The 18,278-nt window shown below is 66.8% G+C and carries 17 protein-coding genes and 1 tRNA gene; 1 reads left to right on the forward strand and 17 read right to left on the reverse strand.

Going from position 1 to position 18,278, the window contains the following annotated elements; all coding sequences use genetic code 11:
• Nucleotides 1–45: 45 nt before the first annotated feature.
• The 3 genes from ABE546_RS11100 to ABE546_RS11110 form a co-directional block, all read right to left on the reverse strand.
• Nucleotides 46–2,184 carry a TonB-dependent siderophore receptor gene (locus ABE546_RS11100; protein ID WP_346463762.1) on the reverse strand — a complete coding sequence of 713 codons (2,139 nt, stop codon included), beginning with the start codon at nucleotides 2,182–2,184 and terminating at the stop codon, nucleotides 46–48.
• Between the two features lie 230 nt (nucleotides 2,185–2,414).
• Nucleotides 2,415–3,563 (reverse strand): aldo/keto reductase, encoded by a 1,149-nt coding sequence (locus tag ABE546_RS11105; RefSeq protein WP_313212554.1) that lies wholly within the window; start codon nucleotides 3,561–3,563, stop codon nucleotides 2,415–2,417.
• Nucleotides 3,564–3,684: 121 nt separating this feature from the next.
• Nucleotides 3,685–4,320 carry an ankyrin repeat domain-containing protein gene (locus ABE546_RS11110; protein WP_346463764.1) on the reverse strand — a complete coding sequence of 212 codons (636 nt, stop codon included), beginning with the start codon at nucleotides 4,318–4,320 and terminating at the stop codon, nucleotides 3,685–3,687.
• 231 nt (nucleotides 4,321–4,551) lie between these two features.
• Between ABE546_RS11110 and ABE546_RS11115 the strand changes: the two genes are divergently transcribed.
• Nucleotides 4,552–4,929, forward strand: a complete 378-nt coding sequence (locus ABE546_RS11115; protein ID WP_313212552.1) for a VOC family protein — start codon at nucleotides 4,552–4,554, stop codon at nucleotides 4,927–4,929.
• Between the two features lie 58 nt (nucleotides 4,930–4,987).
• On the opposite strand, the gene ABE546_RS11120 is transcribed toward ABE546_RS11115, so the two are convergent.
• From ABE546_RS11120 to ABE546_RS11185, 14 genes are all read right to left on the reverse strand, one after another.
• Nucleotides 4,988–5,080 (reverse strand) — tRNA-Ser (locus tag ABE546_RS11120).
• Nucleotides 5,081–5,161: 81 nt separating this feature from the next.
• Complete coding sequence (csrA, locus tag ABE546_RS11125; RefSeq protein ID WP_019183311.1) at nucleotides 5,162–5,365, reverse strand: carbon storage regulator CsrA; 204 nt, start codon at nucleotides 5,363–5,365, stop codon at nucleotides 5,162–5,164.
• A gap of 145 nt (nucleotides 5,366–5,510) precedes the next feature.
• Nucleotides 5,511–8,159: an alanine--tRNA ligase gene (gene alaS / locus ABE546_RS11130; protein ID WP_346463709.1), complete on the reverse strand. Its 2,649-nt coding sequence runs from the start codon at nucleotides 8,157–8,159 to the stop codon at nucleotides 5,511–5,513.
• Nucleotides 8,160–8,266: 107 nt separating this feature from the next.
• Complete coding sequence (gene recX, locus ABE546_RS11135) at nucleotides 8,267–8,758, reverse strand: recombination regulator RecX (protein WP_123728918.1); 492 nt, start codon at nucleotides 8,756–8,758, stop codon at nucleotides 8,267–8,269.
• Between the two features lie 110 nt (nucleotides 8,759–8,868).
• Complete coding sequence (gene recA / locus ABE546_RS11140; RefSeq protein WP_123728917.1) at nucleotides 8,869–9,909, reverse strand: recombinase RecA; 1,041 nt, start codon at nucleotides 9,907–9,909, stop codon at nucleotides 8,869–8,871.
• A 204-nt stretch (nucleotides 9,910–10,113) separates the two neighbouring features.
• Nucleotides 10,114–10,764: a transcriptional repressor LexA gene (gene lexA, locus ABE546_RS11145; protein WP_121041795.1), complete on the reverse strand. Its 651-nt coding sequence runs from the start codon at nucleotides 10,762–10,764 to the stop codon at nucleotides 10,114–10,116.
• Between the two features lie 636 nt (nucleotides 10,765–11,400).
• Nucleotides 11,401–13,080, reverse strand: coding sequence for a 2-polyprenylphenol 6-hydroxylase (gene ubiB, locus ABE546_RS11150; protein WP_313217883.1), 1,680 nt, complete (start codon nucleotides 13,078–13,080; stop codon nucleotides 11,401–11,403).
• A 36-nt stretch (nucleotides 13,081–13,116) separates the two neighbouring features.
• Complete coding sequence (locus ABE546_RS11155; RefSeq protein ID WP_019183317.1) at nucleotides 13,117–13,611, reverse strand: CinA family protein; 495 nt, start codon at nucleotides 13,609–13,611, stop codon at nucleotides 13,117–13,119.
• Nucleotides 13,612–13,751: 140 nt separating this feature from the next.
• Nucleotides 13,752–15,062: a ribosome rescue GTPase HflX gene (gene hflX / locus ABE546_RS11160; protein WP_313217881.1), complete on the reverse strand. Its 1,311-nt coding sequence runs from the start codon at nucleotides 15,060–15,062 to the stop codon at nucleotides 13,752–13,754.
• Nucleotides 15,063–15,088: 26 nt separating this feature from the next.
• Nucleotides 15,089–15,370 carry an RNA chaperone Hfq gene (gene hfq, locus ABE546_RS11165; protein WP_123728913.1) on the reverse strand — a complete coding sequence of 94 codons (282 nt, stop codon included), beginning with the start codon at nucleotides 15,368–15,370 and terminating at the stop codon, nucleotides 15,089–15,091.
• Nucleotides 15,371–15,477: 107 nt separating this feature from the next.
• Nucleotides 15,478–16,431, reverse strand: coding sequence for a tRNA (adenosine(37)-N6)-dimethylallyltransferase MiaA (miaA, locus tag ABE546_RS11170; protein ID WP_346463711.1), 954 nt, complete (start codon nucleotides 16,429–16,431; stop codon nucleotides 15,478–15,480).
• Nucleotides 16,431–17,330, reverse strand: coding sequence for a dihydropteroate synthase (folP, locus tag ABE546_RS11175; RefSeq protein WP_313211992.1), 900 nt, complete (start codon nucleotides 17,328–17,330; stop codon nucleotides 16,431–16,433). Before folP ends, miaA begins: the two co-directional genes overlap by 1 nt.
• 57 nt (nucleotides 17,331–17,387) lie before the next feature.
• Nucleotides 17,388–17,879 carry a hypothetical protein gene (locus ABE546_RS11180; RefSeq protein WP_313217875.1) on the reverse strand — a complete coding sequence of 164 codons (492 nt, stop codon included), beginning with the start codon at nucleotides 17,877–17,879 and terminating at the stop codon, nucleotides 17,388–17,390.
• A gap of 119 nt (nucleotides 17,880–17,998) precedes the next feature.
• On the reverse strand, nucleotides 17,999–18,184 hold the full coding sequence (locus ABE546_RS11185) for a hypothetical protein (RefSeq protein ID WP_019183322.1): 186 nt from the start codon (nucleotides 18,182–18,184) through the stop codon (nucleotides 17,999–18,001).
• Nucleotides 18,185–18,278: the final 94 nt, after the last annotated feature.

Raw genomic sequence — 18,278 nt, forward strand, 5'->3', positions numbered from 1 at the left:
GCAAACGCAGACACCCCGGTTGCCCGGGGTGTCGTTCGTTTTGGATCAGAACCTGTAGTTGAGGGTCAGGCGCACGTTGCGCGGCTCGCCCCAGGTGTAGGTGCTGTACCAGCTGAAGATCGTGTAGTAGTGCTTGTCCAGCAGGTTGTTGACGTTGAGCGTTGCCGAGAGCTGGTCGTTGAACTGGTAACGCGCCATGGCATCGAGCAGCCAGTAGGGCTCGGTGCGGTGGAGCTGGCTACCGCCGGTGGCCGGGTTGGTGATGGTGCCGAACGTGCTCCCCTGCCAGCGCGCGCCCCCGCCAACGCTCCAGCCGTCAGCCACACCGGTGAGGCGGTAACTGGTGTGCACGCTGAACTGATCTTCCGGCTCCAGCGTGGAGACCTTGGTGGACTGCTGGCGCGCGATCTTGTGCGCGTAGCCGCCCTGGATCTGCCAGCCCGGCGCAAGCTGGCCGGACACCTCCAGCTCATAGCCCTTGGTGCGCACCCCCATCAGGCCTTCATAGGCAATCCCGCCACTCGGCGTCCTGCCGCCGGTCGGCTGTGCGTAGTTGTCCTGCTCCAGCTGGAACACCGCCGCACTGGCGTTGAGGCGACCGTCGTAGAACTCCGCCTTCAGGCCCGCTTCGTAGCTGCGCCCTTCCAGCGGATCCAGCACCCGGCCCTGTTCGTCCTGGTTGCCCTGCGGCTTGAAGATGGTGCTGTAGCTGGCGAAGACGGAAAAGTTGCGGTTGAGGTCGTACACCAGGCCGGCGTACGGCACGACCACACCGCTCTCGTCGGTATCCGGCGATTTGTAGTTGGCGATGCGGCTGCCGACGATCAGCTTGAGCGGATCGGCCAGGTCGAAACGGCCCACCACATAGGCACCGCTTTCGCGGGTGACCTGATTGTCACCGTAGCCCCACTGCCAATCCGGCTCGGGCACATCGCCGGTCCAGGCGTAGTAGTCGGCAACGCTGCTGACATAGCCCGGCTGCGGCGAGTAGCCATTGTTGACCCAGCGCTTGCGCGACACGCTGCCACCGACGACCAGCTCGTGCTGGCGGCCGAACCACTCGAACTTGCCACTGACGTACAGATCGGCCGCGTTGCTGGTGGTCTTGCCGATGTACTGGCCCAGCCACATGCTCACGCCTTCACCGGTGACCGGATCCGGATTGCCACCGGCCGCCGCGCCCAGCGAGGCGTCATAGCCGTTGACCTGGTGATTGAGCTGCAGCTTGGCGACCCAGTCATTGCCGAAGGTGTGCTCCAGCGTCGCGAAGCCGGTACGGGCGTACTGGCCCCAGCGGCTCCAGCGCGCGCCGTTGTTGAACGAGCGCGGCATGTCGTTGAAGTTGCCTGCACTGTCCAGCAGGGGAATACCGCCCCAGCTGGAGCCTTCCGGATCGCTGTCCTGGTAATCGGCACCGACGGTCAGCAGCGTGCTCTCGCCGAGGTCGGCTTCCAGGATGCCGTAGAACACCTCATTGCTGCGCTGGTAGTGGTCGACATTGGAGTGCTTGTCCTGGTAGGCGCCGACCACGCGGCCGCGCACGCGGCCACTCTCAGTCAGCGGCCCGCCGACATCGACTTCGGCGCGGTAGCTGTCCCACGAACCGACACCCAGCGTGGCACTGCCGGCCAGCTCCCGGGTGGGTTTCTTGCGCACCAGGTTGATGGTCGCACCCGGATCGCCCATGCCGGTCAGCAGGCCGGTGGCGCCCTTGAGCACTTCCACGCGATCGTAGATGGCCATGTCGCTGAGCGTGTTGCCGGCCGAGTACGCCGAATCGCGCGCCATCGGGATGCCGTCGTACTGGAAGTTCTGTACCGCGAAGCCGCGCGCGTAGTACTCGGTGCGCTCGCTGTCGTAGGTGACGATACTCACACCCGGCGTGACCTTCATGACGTCATCGATGCCGTTGAGGCCGAAGTCGTTCATTTCCTGCCGCGTGATCACGCTGATCGACTGCGGCGTCTGGCGCGGGCTGAGCACCAGGCGGGTGGCCGTGGCGATCGTACCGGGCGTGTAGGAATCACTGCCTTCGGTCACGGTGCCGAGCTGGTTGGCGGTAACCTGCACGGTCTGCAGGGTCTGTGCGCCGTCCTTGGCAGGGGCGTCCCCCGCCGGCACCTCTTCGGCCTGCACGGCCGAGGCGGACAGGGCCAGGCCCAGCACGCAGGCCATCGCCTGCATCAGCGGGGAGCGCGAGGGAAAAGCGCGACGGCGACCCGAATGGATCGGGGCAACACGGAACGGAACGACGGACACGGCAATGCCTCCAGGCAGGAAGGGACTCCTCTGGCGGCGGCTGGAGGGAACGAATGGGCGGCATGATGCCGCATCCCGGCCGCCAGTGGAAGATGGCGCGACCGTTGAGGCAGAAGGCGTTCGGGGGTCGCCCCGGGTCAGGCGGGGCGTGGGGGTCAGCCGCGGGGCACCGGGGCATCCGAGGCGATCAGCTTCTCCTGCTTGAGCTCGGCCCAGAATGCGGCCGGAATCGCCACGGACATGGAGGCGACATTGGCCAGCACCTGTTCGGGCGTCCGCGCGCCGGGAATGACCGCCGAGACCACCTCCGGCGCATCGGCGAACTGCAGCGCCGCGGTGCGCAGATCCACACCATGGCGCTCGCAGAGGACCTGCACCTTCGCGCGCTTCTCCGGGGCCCACGACGGCACCTTGCCGTCATACAGATAGCGATCACGCCCGGCCAGGTAGCCGGCCAGCAGCGGCGAGCCGACCACGACCGATGCACCGTGTGCGGCGATCCTGGGGAAGGTGTCATGCAACGCCTGCTCGTGGTCCAGCAGCGAGTACTGGCAGGCGAGCAGGAAGATGTCCGGATCCGCCTCGGCCACCGCACGCAGGGCCGGCTCGGGACGGTTCACACCGAAGCCCCACGCCTTGATCAACCCCTCCTCGCGCATGCGGGTCAGCGCCGGCATCGCGCCCTTCGCTGCTTCCGCGAAACGCTGCTCCCAAGGCATGCCCAGGTCTTTCTCGTTGTCCGGCGAGAGGTCATGGATGAAGACCACGTCCAGCTGCGACACACCGAGCCGGTTGAGGCTGTCCTCCACCGAACGCCGCGTGCCGTCGGCGGAGTAGTCGTAACGGTAATGGAATGGCGACGGGTCCTTCCACATCACGTCCTGCAACTCACCGGCGGTCGCCGTCAGCAGGCGCCCGACCTTGGTCGACAGCGTGTACTCGCGCGCCGGGTGGTTGTGCAGATGATGGCCATAACGACGCTCGCTCAGGCCGAGCCCGTACCAGGGTGACGTATCGAAATAGCGCACGCCCGCCGCATAGGCTGCGGCGAGGCTGGCTTCGCTCTGCGCATCGGTCGCGGCCGCAAACCCATTGCCGATCGCGACGCCGCCCAGGCCCAGGCGGGTCTGCGGCCGGTAACGCCCGCCCTGCCGCGCGGGATTGCCGGGCAAGGGCTTCGCTGAAGCCTGGCCGCGGGTGGGCAGGACGCTGCCCGGGCCGGCCGACTGCGCCATCAATGGGGCGGCGGCGAACGCGGCGGTGCCGGCGGCGGCAACGGAAAGGAAGTGGCGACGTGCGTTCACGGCGACTCCTGTTTCTGCGGGGGGGGGAAGCACACACCTTGGCAGAGCAGCGGTGCAGAGCATGCCTGTGCGGCGTCAACGCAGTGGCAACATCCATCCGCCCTGTCCGGTTGCGCGTCGCTCAGCCCGGACGCGCACCCGCTGCCAGAAGCAGCGCCTCCATCTCGCGGTAACCGCGCTGGCGTGCATGCTGCAGCGGGGTCACGCCTTCACCGTCGGGCAGGTTCACATCCGCGCCTGCCGCGATGAGCTGACGGACGATCTCCACATGTCGCGGGCCGCCATCGGCGAGGATGATCGCCTCCAGCAGCGCGGTCCACTGCAGCTTGTTGACGTGATCCACATCGACACCGGCCGCGATCAGCGTCGCCACGGTCTCCACGTGCCCGCGTTCGGCCGCTGGGATGAGTGCGGTGCCGCCGTAGCGGTTGGTGCTCTTGAGGTCGGCGCCAGCACTCAGTGTCGCGCGCAGGATCTCAAGATGCCCTCGCGCACCGGCGTACAGGTAAGGGCTGTCCTGGATCGCATCCTTGGCATTGACGTCAGCACCGGCCTGGATCAGTGCACGTGCGGCCTCCACGTGGTTGTGGTGGGTCGCGACCAGCAACGGTGTCGCCTTCGCCACGCCGCGCGCATCCACGCGGGCGCCCTGCCCCAGCAGCGTACGCACCGCAGTGGCATCGCCCTTCTCCGCCGCCCGATGCAGCCGCTCTTCCAACGAGGCAGCACTGACCGGCATGGCCATGCCCATCAGCATGCTCACGACCACCCAGCCACGCAGTGACCTCCGTCCCATCGACATGTTCCTGCTCCTTCCACGGGGCGCCCGGTGGGACGCCGCAGGACAACGACCGTAGCCGAGCCGCCGCGTCGGCACCAATGATGATTGGGGATCGACTGCATGCGCCATCCGAATGCGTCGGGCGGCGCGCCTTCCGCCTGTTTCATGCGACGCTGCGCGCCACATTCCCCACGGAAGCGCACCACCATGCTGCATCACCTTTCCCTGGGCGTGCGCGATCTCGCGCGTGCCGCCGCCTTCCACGATGCCGCACTCGGTGCGCTGGGCATGCGCCGCGTCTTCGAAGACGACGAGGCGATCGGGTATGGATATGTCGAGGACGAGGATCTGCTGTGCCTGAAACTGCGGGCAGATGCCTCGCCACCCGGCGCCGGATTCCACCTGGCCTTTGGAGCGCCCTCGCGCCAGGCGGTGGACGCGTTCCACCGCGATGCACTGGCGGTTGGCGGCACCTGCAACGGGGCGCCGGGGCTGCGCGAGGATTATGGCGATCACTACTACGCCGCGTTCCTGATCGACCCGGACGGGCATCGGATCGAGGCGGTCTGCAAGTCGGCCATTTGAACCGGATCGCACAAAGAAAAAGGCCTCCGTACTTGCGTACGAAGGCCTTTTCTACAACTGGCGGAGCGGGAGGGATTCGAACCCTCGATAGAGTTTTAAGCCCTATACTCCCTTAGCAGGGGAGCCCCTTCAGCCACTCGGGCACCGCTCCAGTGTTCTTGGTCCGCCGCTGCGATGAATCATCTCAGCGGGGGCGCGAATAATAACGTTTTCCGCGCCCTCAGGTAAAGCCTTAATCCGAAGAATTTTCACTTCCGGATGCATTCGGCTCATCACCGCGCTGGATCCGCTGATAAATCTCTTCGCGGTGCACGGCCACGTCCTTCGGAGCGGTGATACCGATACGCACCTGGTTGCCCTTGACGCCGAGCACGGTCACGCTGACCGAGTCACCGATCATCAGGGTTTCGCCTACACGGCGAGTCAGGATCAACATTTGTTCAAGTCTCCAGGGGAACCGGTGGTGGCATTTCCCCACCGGCTTGGCGCCCCGGCAAGAGCGCCCCACGACAACGGGAAAAGATTCGCCATAGTACCGTCAGGCCTCCCGACCCATCAAGGAGCAGGAGGCTTCAGGCTGTTCAGATACGGGGGGTGACCCAGTCGACGACGGCGGCCAGTGCAGAAGCAAGGGCGGGCCCGTCCTCACCACCACCCTGGGCGAGGTCCGGGCGGCCGCCGCCCTTGCCCCCGATCTGACTGGCGATATGGGCCAACAGTTCCCCGGCCTTGACCTTGCCCATTGCGCTGCCGTTCACACCGGCGACCAGGGCCGCCTTGCCGTCCTGGGTGCCGGCCAGCACGATCACCGCATCGCCGAGCTGCTGCTTGAGCCGGTCGATCGCATCGCGCAGCGCCTTGGCATCGAAGCCTTCCAGACGCGCGGCCAGGATCTTGATGCCGTTGACCTCGACCGCGGCGCCACCAAGATCGGCGGTCGCACCGGCCGCCTGCTTGGCCTTGAGCGCCTCGAGCTCGCGCTCGAGCTTCTTCTGGCGCTCGCCGAGCTGGCGGATCTTGTCGACCACGTCGCCGGCGTTGCCGCCGAGCAGTGCCGCCGCTTCGCTCAGCTGGGCTTCTTCATGGGCCACATAATCCAACGCGCCCTGCCCGGTCACCGCTTCGATACGGCGCACGCCCGAGGACACGCCACCTTCGGACGTGATCTTGAACAGACCAATGTCGCCGGTGCGCGAGACATGCGTACCGCCACACAGTTCGGTGGAGTAGTCGCCCATCTTCAGCACGCGCACGTGCTCGCCGTACTTCTCGCCGAACAGCGCCATCGCGCCGAAGTCGAGCGCTTCCTGCATGCCCATGTTGTGGACTTCAGCGGCGTTGTTGGCGCGCACCTGCTCGTTGACCTTGCGCTCGATGATCGCCAGGTCCTCGGCGCTGATCGGCGCGAAGTGCGAGAAATCGAAGCGCAGGCGATCGGGGGCGACCAGCGAGCCCTTCTGCTGCACATGGGTGCCCAGCACTTCGCGCAGGGCGGCGTGCAGCAGATGGGTGGCCGAGTGGTTGAGGATGGTCGCGCCACGGCGCTGGCCATCGACCTGACCGGACAGCACATCGCCGACCTTCAGGCTGCCCGCGGTGAGCTTGCCCACGTGCCCATGGAACTGGCCCGCGAACTTCTGGGTATCGGTGACGTCCACCTGCACGCCGGCGCCGGACAGGGTGCCGTTGTCACCCACCTGGCCACCGGATTCGGCGTAGAACGGGGTCTGGTGGGTCAGCACGATGACGTCGTCGCCGGCCTTGGCGCTCTCCACCGGGCGGCCGTCCTTGAGGATGGCGACCACGGTGAGATCGTCGGCCTGCAGGCGGTCATACCCGAGGAACACGGTCGGCTTGAGCGTGGCGACCAGATCGGCCGACAGGGTCACGCCGCCGCCGAACTTGCCGGCCGCGCGCGCGGTCTCGCGCTGGGTGTCCATCGCGGCGTTGAAGCCCTCGATGTCCACGATCAGGTCACGCTCGCGCGCGATGTCCTGGGTGAGATCGAGCGGGAAGCCGTAGGTGTCGTAGAGGCGGAACGCATCCACGCCCGGGATCACGCCGTTGCTGACCTTTGCGGCCACGTCGTCGAAGATCTTCATGCCCGAATCCAGCGTTTCCGCGAAACGCTCTTCTTCGGCCTGCAGCGCGCGCACCACCGTGTCTGCCTGCGCCGGCAGTTCCGGATAGGCCACGCCCATCTGCTCGACCAGGGTCGGCACCAGCTTGCTGAAGAACGGCTGGCGCACGCCCAGCATCCAGCCATGGCGCAGGGCGCGGCGGATGATCCGGCGCAGCACGTAGCCGCGGCCTTCGTTGGACGGCAGCACGCCATCGACGATCAGGAACGAGCAGGCGCGGATGTGATCGGCGATCACGCGCAGCGACTTGTTCTCCAGATCGGCCATGCCGGTCAGCTCGCTGGCCTTGCGGATCAGCGCCTGGAACAGGTCGATTTCGTAATTGGTGTGGACGTGCTGCAGGATCGCGGCCAGACGCTCCAGACCCATGCCGGTATCCACGCACGGGGCCGGCAGCGGCACCAGGGTGCCGTCGGGCTGGCGGTCGAACTGCATGAAAACCAGGTTCCAGATCTCGATGAAGCGGTCGCCGTCTTCATCCGGCGAGCCCGGCGGGCCACCGGCGATATGGTCGCCATGGTCATAGAAGATTTCGGTGCACGGGCCGCACGGGCCGGTCTCGGCCATCTGCCAGAAGTTGTCCGAGGCAAACGGCGCGCCCTTGTTGTCGCCGATGCGCACAATCCGCTCTTCCGGAATGCCCACCATGTCGCGCCACAGCGCGTAGGCCTCGTCATCGGTCTGGTAGACGGTGACGAGCAGGCGGTCGGCCGGCAGCTTCCAGACCTGGGTCAGCAGCTCCCAGGCCCAGGCGATGGCGTCCTTCTTGAAGTAATCGCCGAACGACCAGTTGCCCAGCATTTCAAAGAAGGTGTGGTGCCGCGCGGTGTAACCGACCTGGTCCAGATCGTTGTGCTTGCCACCGGCGCGCAGGCAGCGCTGGACGTCGGCCGCGCGCACGTAGCTGCGCTTCTCGGCGCCAAGGAACACGTCCTTGAACTGCACCATGCCGGAGTTGGTGAACAGCAGGGTCGGATCATTGCCCGGCACCAGCGGCGCCGACGGCACGATCGTGTGGCCTTTGCCCTTGAAGAACTCAAGGAAATCGCTGCGGATCTGGGAGGTAGTGAATTTGACGGATGCGTTCATGGGGGGCTGGCTTTGTGCGGGCCGGTCAGTCCCTGGCACGCAGCCCCAATGGCCGGGTGTCAACTGCAGGACCGCCGAAACCACAAAGGGTATCAGGCCCGGGCCGCTCAGTCCTCAGGGTCGTACCGGGTGGCCTGGCGGATGCTGTCGCCGGGGAACCCCCGGCGGGCCAGAAGATCGGCGGCTTTGCGCCGTGCAGGCAGTTCCTGCGGGCCGGCCTCGCCAAAACGGCGGCAGACCAGGTCGCGGGCATTCTCGGTCCAATCACCTTCGAAGGTGTCCATGGCGGCAGCGATCTGGTCGCTGTCCAGGCCATGCGTGCCCAGTTCGGCGCGGATGTGGATCGGGCCGTAGCCAGTGTTGGCCCGGATCCGGACCAGATTCTCGGCAAAGCGGGTGTCATCCTGCCAGCCGGCCTCGGCCAGCTTGCTGACCGCGGCTTCGGCGGCCTCGTTCTCGATGCCGCGGGCCTGCAGTTTGCGGGTCAGCTCTTTACGCGAGTGTTCGCGGCGCACCAGCAGCCCCAACGCCCGCTGGACCGGCGTCTGTTCCTGGACACGGCGCTTGCGCCGGGGTGCGGGGGCTTCGGAGTCTTGCATGGCAGCGGTCCATTACAGTGCGCCGTCCTTGGCGCCATCCCGTCGGGGATTCTTGAAACTGCAGGACAGGGCGAGCGTCACTGACGGCGCTGCCCTGCCCCGCAGGAAACTCACTCGGCGTCGTCTTCAGCCTCGTCGCCGCCTTCACGCACGGCTTCTTCCGGCTGGAACTTCTCGCGCAGCTCGGCTTCCAGACGCTGGGCGATCTGCGGGTTGTCGCGCAGGTAGCCGCGGGCGTTGTCCTTGCCCTGGCCGATGCGCTCTTCGCCGTAGCTGTACCAGGCGCCGGCCTTCTCGACCAGCTTGGCTTCCACGCCCATGTCGATCAGTTCGCCTTCGCGGCTGATGCCTTCGCCGTACAGGATCTCGGTGATGACCTGCTTGAACGGGGGCGCCAGCTTGTTCTTGACCACCTTGATCTTGGTCTGGTTGCCGATGATCTCGTCGCCCTTCTTGATCGCGCCGATACGGCGGATGTCCAGGCGGACCGAGGCGTAGAACTTCAGCGCGTTGCCGCCGGTGGTCACTTCCGGGCTCTGGCCCGGCATCATCACGCCGATCTTGTGGCGCAGCTGGTTGATGAAGACCACCAGGGTGTTGGAGCGCTTGATGTTGCCGGTCAGCTTGCGCAGCGCCTGGCTCATCAGGCGAGCCTGCAGGCCCGGCAGCTGGTCGCCCATTTCGCCTTCGATTTCGGCCTTCGGGGTCAGCGCGGCGACCGAGTCGACCACCACGATGTCCACCGAGCTGGAGCGCACCAGCATGTCGGCGATTTCCAGCGCCTGCTCACCGGTATCGGGCTGCGAGAGCAGCAGGTCGTCCACGTTGACGCCCAGCTTGGCGGCGTAGATCGGATCCAGCGCGTGCTCGGCATCGATGAAGGCCGCGGTACCGCCCTTCTTCTGGCACTCGGCGATCGCCTGCAGGGTCAGGGTGGTCTTGCCCGAGGATTCCGGACCGTAGATCTCCACGACGCGACCCTTGGGCAGGCCACCGATACCGAGGGCGATATCCAGCATCAGCGAACCGGTGGGGATGACCTCGACCGCTTCGACGACGCGGTCACCCATGCGCATCACGGCGCCCTTGCCGAACTGCTTTTCGATCTGGCTCAGCGCGGCGGTGAGGGCGCGCTTTTTGTTTTCGTCCATCGGAGTGGTCCTTGCAGAGGTCGTATCGGTGGAGGTGCTGTCTTTGGAAGTCTTCTTGGCCATGGGTTCACTTTAAGGCTGGCGTATCGCACGGGCTGAGATTCTGCCCGGCGTTCGGAAAAAAATTATCGGACATCCGTACCAACCTCAGCAAAACCAGAGATGTGCCACAAAAGACCGCGCGTGATTCAAGGGGGAACAGGGTCAGCGGTTGGGCCGCAGCAACCCGCAATAGAGGCCTTCGATGGCGAAGTCCTGGTCGGGCAGCACTTCGATCGGCTTGTAATCGGGGTTGCGCGGCAGCAGGCGGATCCGATCCTTCCCCATCTTCAGAAGCTTGACCGTGATCTCGTCATCGATGCGGGCCACCACGATCTGCCCGGAGCGGGCGTCGCGGGTGCGGTGCACACCGATCAGATCGCCGTCGAAGATGCCCTCGTCGATCATCGAGTCGCCCTGCACCTTCAGCAGGTAGTCCGGCGCGGGCGAGAAGAACACCCGGTCCAGCACCACGAAATCATCCGAGCCGATATCCGCGCCGATCGGCAGACCGGCCGCGACCCGGCCCAGCACCGGCAGGCGCAGAACGTGGTCCGGCAACGCCGAGGCAGGCAGTGATTCGGGCAGGCCGTTCTGCAGCGCCGGCGCCTGGACCAGCCGGATGCCGCGGGCCTGGCCCGGGATGCGGCGGATCGCCCCGGCCTGCTCCAGCGCTTCCAGATGGTACTGGGCTGCGCGGACGCCCTTGAAGCCGAACGCGCGGGCGATTTCCGTCTGCGACGGCGGTGCGCCATCGGTCTCTATACGCTCGGCGATCAACTGCAGGATCGCCTGCTGGGTATCGGTCAGGTCCATGGTTAGTAGTATTACTACTAACGATGCGGGCACGCAAGTGCCCGCAGAGGAAGAGCCGATAGAAGAAGGGCTGTCCCGCAACGGCCGAAGCCTCCAGCAATGCCTGTAGCCACCGACCGTTGGTCGGTGACCGCGCGAACGCGCGGCGTTGTCTGACGGCGCGTGTGCGTATCGCTTGCGGCCAGCTCTCCGGCGTTTAGCCTCTGCAATCTGTTGGGTCAGGCATTCGTGGGGGCCGGACGAGGAGCAGCCACGCATGGCGTGGCTCTACCGGTGGGTGCGGCGGCGGGCTGGAGCAGCCACGCATGGCGTGGCTCTACCGGTGGGTGCGGTGACGGGCTGGAGCAGCCACGCATGGCGTGGCTCTACCGGTGGGTGCGGTGACGGGCTGGAGCAGCCACGCGTGGCGTGGCTCTACCGGTGGAAGCGGCGGCGGGCTGGAGCAGCCACGCATGGCGTGGCTCTACCGGTGGGTGCGGCGGCGGGCTGGAGCAGCCACGCATGGCGTGGCTCTACCGGTGGGCAAATAGTGACGGGTCGTCAGGCAGGAGCGTCCGACCAACGGTCGGACCTACACGTAATCCCCCGCTTACGCGGGAGATTCCGGGGATCCTGCGGATCCCAGCGGTAAGAACCCTACGGGTTCTTGCCGCTGCGCCAGATCGAGAACAGTATCCACACGCCGCAGAAGCCGGCACCGATGAACCCGGCTACGCCCAGCGCCAGCAGCCAGCGGCTGGAGATGCCGCCGACACTGTGCATGACGATCGAGGAGCCGATGATCAGCGCGGCGGTCACGATGCCCATCACCAGCCGGTTCGCCGCGCGGTTGACCTGGTCGCCGAAGCCCTGCAGCGCCGTGGTTTCAATCTTGAGCTGGAGCCGGCCGCGGCGCGCCATCTGCAGCAGGCGGCGGACATCGCGCGGCAGATCGCCGACCAGATCCATCACCCCGACCAGGCTGCGCTTGCCGCGCTTGAGCATCGCGCCGGGCGAGTAGCGTTGCCACATCACCCGCTCCAGATACGGGCGCGCGGCGCTGGCCATATCGAACTGCGGGTCCAGCTGGCGGCCCATGCCTTCCAGGGTGAGGAAGGTCTTGATCATCAGCGCCAGATCGGCCGGCAGGGTCAGCGCGTACTGGCGCAGCAGCTGGGTGATGTTGCCCAGCATCAGGCCCATGTGCAGGTCCTTCAGCGGGACCCCGCGGTACTGGTCCACGAAGGTGCTGATGTCCTGCTGCAGGCGCGACTCGTCCACTTCCACGCCACCGGCCCAGTCCAGCAGCACGTCGGCCACCTGCTCCGGCTCCTGGGCGACCAGGCCATGCAGGAGCTGGGCAACCTGGAAGCGGCGCTGCTCGGAGATCGCCCCGACCATGCCGAAATCAATCACGCCGATGCGGCCATCCCGCAGGTAGATGATGTTGCCCGGGTGCGGATCAGCGTGGAAACAGCCGTCCTCCAGCACCATCTTCAGCACGATGCGCGCGCCGGTGCGGGCCAGCTGCACGCGGTCCAGACCGGCCGCATCGACGCCGACCAGATCGCGGCCGGGAATGCCGTCCACGAAGTCCTGCACGTTGAGGCTCTCGCAGGTCCACTGCCAGTGCACGTTGGGGATCAGGATGTCGTCGCGGCCCTGGAAATTGCGCGCGATGCGCTCGGCATTGCGGCATTCGGCGGCAAAATCCAGCTCGCGGCGCAGCGACACCTGGAACTGCTGCACCACCTCGGCCGGGCGATACCGCTGCAGATCGGGCAGGCGCGCCTCCACGATCTCGGCCAGCCGCGCCAGCAGGCGCAGGTCGGCTTCGATGACGTCACGGATGCCCGGACGACGGATCTTCAGCACCACGGCGGTGCCGTCATGCAGCGTTGCGCGATGCGCCTGTGCCAGCGAGGCCGCGGCCATGGGCGTTTCATCGAGCCACGCGAACACCTCGGTGGCCGGTGCGCCGAGATCACGTTCGAGCTGCTCACGCACCTGCGCATACGGCAGCGCGGGCACGGCGTTCTGCAGTTCGGAGAACTCGGCGATCCAATCCGGCGGGAACAGGTCCACGCGGGTGGCCAGCACCTGGCCGAGTTTGACGAAGGTGGGGCCCAGGTCTTCCATCGCGCGGCGCACGCGCACAGGCGCGGTCATCCGCAGCATCTGCTGGGTATCGTTCCAGTGCAGCAGGCGGCCAGCGCGTTCGAGCACATCGGCCAGGCCGATGCGGCGCACGAGGTCGCCGAAGCCATAGCGGATCAGGACCGACGCGATTTCCTGCAATCGCCCCAGGTCACGCACGGTACCCAGCGTTTCCCACATCGGCCCACTCTCCTGTCAGCACACCCGGTCAGGATGTCACAACAGCGGGAAGATTCCCGTCAGCGCCTGCTGCACGGTCTGCCTCCGTATGGCTTCGCGGTCGCCATCGAACTGGAACAGCTGCGCACGCGCGTAGCCGCCACGGCCCTTCCAACCGATCCAGACGCTGCCGACCGGCTTGTCCTCGCTGCCACCGCCCGGCCCGGCAATGCCGGTCACCGCCACGGCGATGCCGGCACCGGAATTGATCAGCGCACCGGAGACCATTTCCAGCACGGTCTCGCGGCTGACCGCGCCGAACTGTTCCAGCGTCTGCGCGCGCACGCCCAGCAGGCGTTGCTTGGCTTCGTAGCTGTAGACCACCATGCCGCAATCGAAGAACGCCGAGGAGCCGGCGATATCGGTCATCGCCTTGGCGATCCAGCCGCCACTGCAGCTTTCGGCAGTCACCAGCTGCAGCGAGGCCTGCTGCAGGCGCTGGCCCACGTCACTGGCGAGGGCGCCCAGCTCGGCGTCGGAAGGAACAGTCATGGGGAGTCCTGGATCAACGGGGGGACGAACGCCCCCTGTTTTAGCCGAAATCGTGAGTGATGTCGTGTGTTGCCGGGTGCGACGGAGGGCGAAGCCCCGCCGGGAGAATCATGGGCGCCAGCCAGCGGCCGGCACCCGCATCACCATTCCGGAAGCTTTTCCGGAAGCATCGCGCGGATCGGTTCGCCGCCCTCGCCAGCCGCCAGCTTCTCGGCCTCGGCGATCGGGATCTCGACCTGCAGCAGCCAACCGTCTTCGTCGGTGGCTTCGCTGCGCACGACCTCCAGCTGATGCAGGCGCGAACGCAGGCGACCGGCACTCGGCGGCAGCCGCAGCTCGCCACTGACGTGCTGCAGGCCCAGGCGCTTGCCCAGCACGGACTGCAGCAGCGGCAGGCCAACGTTGTCGCGGGCGGAAATCCAGACCCGCTCGCGGCGCGCGTTGTCGGGGATGCCGTCCTGGGCATCGTGACGCACGTCGGCCCCGTCGATGCGGTCGATCTTGTTGAACACCAGCAACTGCGGCAGATCGCCCGCGCCGATGGCGGTCAGCACTTCATCCACCTGTGCGATGCGCTCCTCACGGTGCGGATCGGCCGCATCGACGAGGTGCAGCAGGAAGTCCGCTTCGCGGGCTTCGGACAGGGTCGACCGGAACGCGGCCACCAGATCATGCGGCAGGTCGCGGACGAAGCCGACGGTATCGGCGAGCACCACGCTGCCGCCCGGCAGCGCGATGCGGCGCACGGTCGGGTCCAACGTCGCGAACAACTGGTCCGCGGCGAAGGCCTCGGCGCCAGTCAATGCGTTGAACAGGGTCGACTTGCCGGCGTTGGTGTAGCCCACCAGCGCCACGCGCGGCAGCTCGCTGCGCAGGCGGGCACGACGCATCTGGGTGCGCTGCACTTCCACCTTTTCCAGCTTCTTCTGCAGCTGCTCCACCCGCTTCTGCAGCAGGCGGCGATCGGTTTCCAGCTGGGTTTCACCCGGGCCGCGCAGGCCGATGGAACCACCACGCTGGCGCTCCAGATGGGTCCAGCCGCGGATCAGCCGCGTGGACATGTGGCGCAGCTGCGCCAGCTCCACCTGCAGCTTGCCTTCGTGGCTGCGCGCACGCTGGGCGAAGATATCCAGGATCAGCCCGGTGCGGTCGATCACGCGCCGTTCCAGGAACCGCTCCAGGTTGCGCTCCTGCCCCGGCGACAGCGCATGGTTGACCAGGATCAGGTCGGCGCCGGTGGCATCGGCCGCGGCCTTGACCTCGTCCAGCTTGCCGCTGCCGATCAGGATCGACGGATTGGGCCGATCGATGCGCGCGGTCAGCGTGGCCGCGATGCTGGCCCCGGCGGAGCGGGCCAGATCGGTGAACTCTTCAAGCACGTCATCTTCGAGCCGGCCGGCATGCGGCTGGATCAGGAGTGCGTGTTCGCCTCGCTTGGAACGGTCAAACACGCAGTTCTCCAGAATTCTTCACGCAGTCACTCAACGTCGTCATCACCTTGGACGCCATCGGCGCCATCATTGGATTGCACATAACCACCTCCGGGCCCGACCTTCACGTTGCGCGCCGGCACCACGGTCGAGATGGCGTGCTTGTACACCATCTGGCTCACCGTATTGCGCAGCAGCACCACGAACTGGTCGAACGATTCAATCGTTCCCTGCAGCTTGATGCCATTGACCAGATACACCGACACCGGCACGCGTTCGCGCCGAAGTGCATTCAGAAACGGATCCTGCAGCGATTGCCCCTTGGACATTGCACACTCCTGATTATTGTTTTTATGGTCTTCCGGCAGTTACCACGGCCCCCGCCGCCCGCCGGAACCCTTGATGGTACACGGGGTGGGCGGGTGAAGGCGTGGACTCAGCGTGCGACGAAGGTCGACACCGCATCCGCCAGGGAAGCCCTGTCTAGATGGGGATCGAACCAGCGCGCATCAAGCTCCCCGCGCAGCCAGGTCAGCTGGCGCTTGGCGAGCTGGCGGGTGGCCTGGATGCCGCGCTCACGGAACGCCTCGGCCGTGCCCTGCCCGTCCAGATACTCCCAGGCCTGCCGGTAGCCCACCGCCCGCACGGCCGGCAGATCCAACGGCGCGGCCACCTCGGCCATCGCCGGCAGGGCCCGCAGGGCGTGGACTTCGTCCAGGAAGCCGTGATCCAGCATCGCGTCGAAACGGGTTTCGATGCGCTGGTGCAGCACCGTGCGCTCGCGCGGCGCGAGAATCAGTTTGAGCGCCCGTACCGGCAGCCGGTCGACGCCGGGCAGCTTCTGCCATTCGCTGATCGGGGTACCGGTCAGCCGATGGACTTCCAGTGCCCGCTGGATGCGCTGCGGGTCGGTGGCGTGAATGCGCTTTGCCGCGGCCGGATCGATGCCGGCCAGTTGGGCATGCATTGCCGCCCAGCCCTGCTCGGCCGCCTCGGCGGCAATCTGTGCGCGCACCGCCGGATCGGCCTCGGGCATCGGCGACAGGCCCTGTAGCAACGCGCGGAAATACAGCCCGGTGCCACCGGCGAGGATCGGCATGCGACCGCGCGCGATGATGTCGCGGACGGCCCGCGCCGCGTCGCTGGCGAACTCCGCCGCCGAATAGGTCTGCCACGGGTCGCGCACATCGAGCAGATGGTGCGGCGCCTGTGCGCGCTCGGCCGCATCGGGCTTGGCCGAGCCGATATCCAGCCCGCGATAGACCAGCGCCGAATCGACGCTGACGATCTCACCGTCCAGCTGCTGGGCCAGTGCGATCGCGGTGGCGGTCTTGCCTGACGCGGTCGGGCCCATCACCGCGATCGCCAGCGGGCGCTGATCGACGGCCATCAGTCCTCGTCCGGCCAGCGCGGCATCGCCGGGGCGGCGGACACCCGCGGCATCGGCACGGCATCGACCGCGGCCCACACCTTCAGCGCATCGACCGTGGCGGCGACATCGTGCACACGCAGCAGCATCGCGCCACGCTGGGCCGCGATCAGGTGCGCGGCGACCGAACCGGCCACGCGGTCACGCGGCTGCTCACGACCGGTCAGTTCACCGATGCTGCGCTTGCGCGACAGGCCGGCCAGCATTGGCACGCCCAGCTCGAGGAAGCGCTCCGAACGCGCGAGCAGGATCATGTTGTGTTCGGTGGTCTTGCCGAAGCCGAAGCCCAGATCGATGATCAGATGCTTCTTGGCCACGCCGGCCATCTCGGCCTGGAACATGCGCTCGGTCAGGAAGCGATGCACCTCGGCGACCACGTCATCGTAGTGCGGGGTGTCCTGCATGCTGCCCGGCTCGCCCTGCATGTGCATCAGCACCACCGGCACGCCGAGTTCGGCTGCGGCGTCCAGCGCACCGGGCTGGCGCAACGCATGGATGTCATTGATCAGGCCGGCACCGGCCGCGACCGCTGCGCGCATCACCTCGGGCTTGAAGGTGTCGATGCTGATCGGCACGCTGGTTTCGCGTGCCAACCGCTCGATCACCGGGATGACCCGGCGCAGTTCTTCATCCAACGGCACCGGCGCACTGCCTGGCCGGGTCGATTCGCCGCCGATGTCGAGCAGATCCGCGCCCTCGGCCACCAGTTGCAGGCCGTGCGCGACCGCAGCCTCCACGCTGTCGTGGTCACCGCCGTCGGAGAACGAATCCGGGGTGACGTTGACGATGCCCATGACCCGCGGGCGATCCAGCCGCAGCAGCCGGCCGCCGCAATCGAGCTGGGGGGAGATATCGAACATGGGCAGATCCACGAAGTACGCCAGCGCGTAGTTTACGCTGGCGCACCGGACCGGCTGTCAGAGGTCGCCGAGGCGGGCCCCATCGACCGGCTTGGCCAGCCAGATCGCCAGATCGTTGCCGATCGCATTGACGGTGCGTTCAAGCACGTCGCAGGAGCCCTTGAAGCCGGCAAACGCGCCACCGCGCGACACGCGGCGTGCGGTGACCGTGGCCACCTGCTGGCCGTTCTCGAACAGCACGCCGCGCACGGCCGCCGACTTGAAGTGGCCGGTGAACGCATTGCCTGCGCTCTGCGCTTCCACCAGCTCCAGCTTCAACGCGTGCCCGCTGCCGGTGTTCACCGGATCACTGCCGAAGACGATGGTGTTGCCATGCGCCGGGGCATTCTTGCCCAGCGCGGTCGCCAGCTGCGCGCCCATCCGGCACTCGGCCTTGATGTTCTCGGCAATGATCGCCGACTCGTTGAACGGCACCGGATCCTGCACGTGGATCTCGGCCGCCATGACCGGCGTGGCACAGCACAGCAGCGCAGCAACGGCTGCGCGCATCGAATGACGCATGAACATCCCCCTGGAAAGTGTGTCGGCCGATCCCCCGGCCATGCCCGACCGCGGCATGCGGCGCGGGCACGCGCATCGTGCCCACTGCCGGCCGCGCACGCAAGCATTCAGCGCTGGCGGCGCTTGCGCTCCACGTAGACGGTCTTGGCGATGCTCATCAACACGCCAACCGCGATGCCGATGCCGGCGCCGAGCAGGAAGTTGTCGCGGGTCAGGCCGATGGCCACGCCAATGATCGTGGCGATCACCATTTCAGTGGTGTGCGAGATCGGCTGCGGCGGGGGTGCGGACATGACGACTCCAGAACGAGGGGCGAAAACGGACCGTGATTATGACCTGCCCGAAACGACGAAGGCCGGGTTTCCCCGGCCTTCGTCACTTACGTGG

The sequence above is a fragment of the Stenotrophomonas sp. TWI377 genome, from assembly GCF_039674525.1.
Lineage (GTDB): Bacteria > Pseudomonadota > Gammaproteobacteria > Xanthomonadales > Xanthomonadaceae > Stenotrophomonas.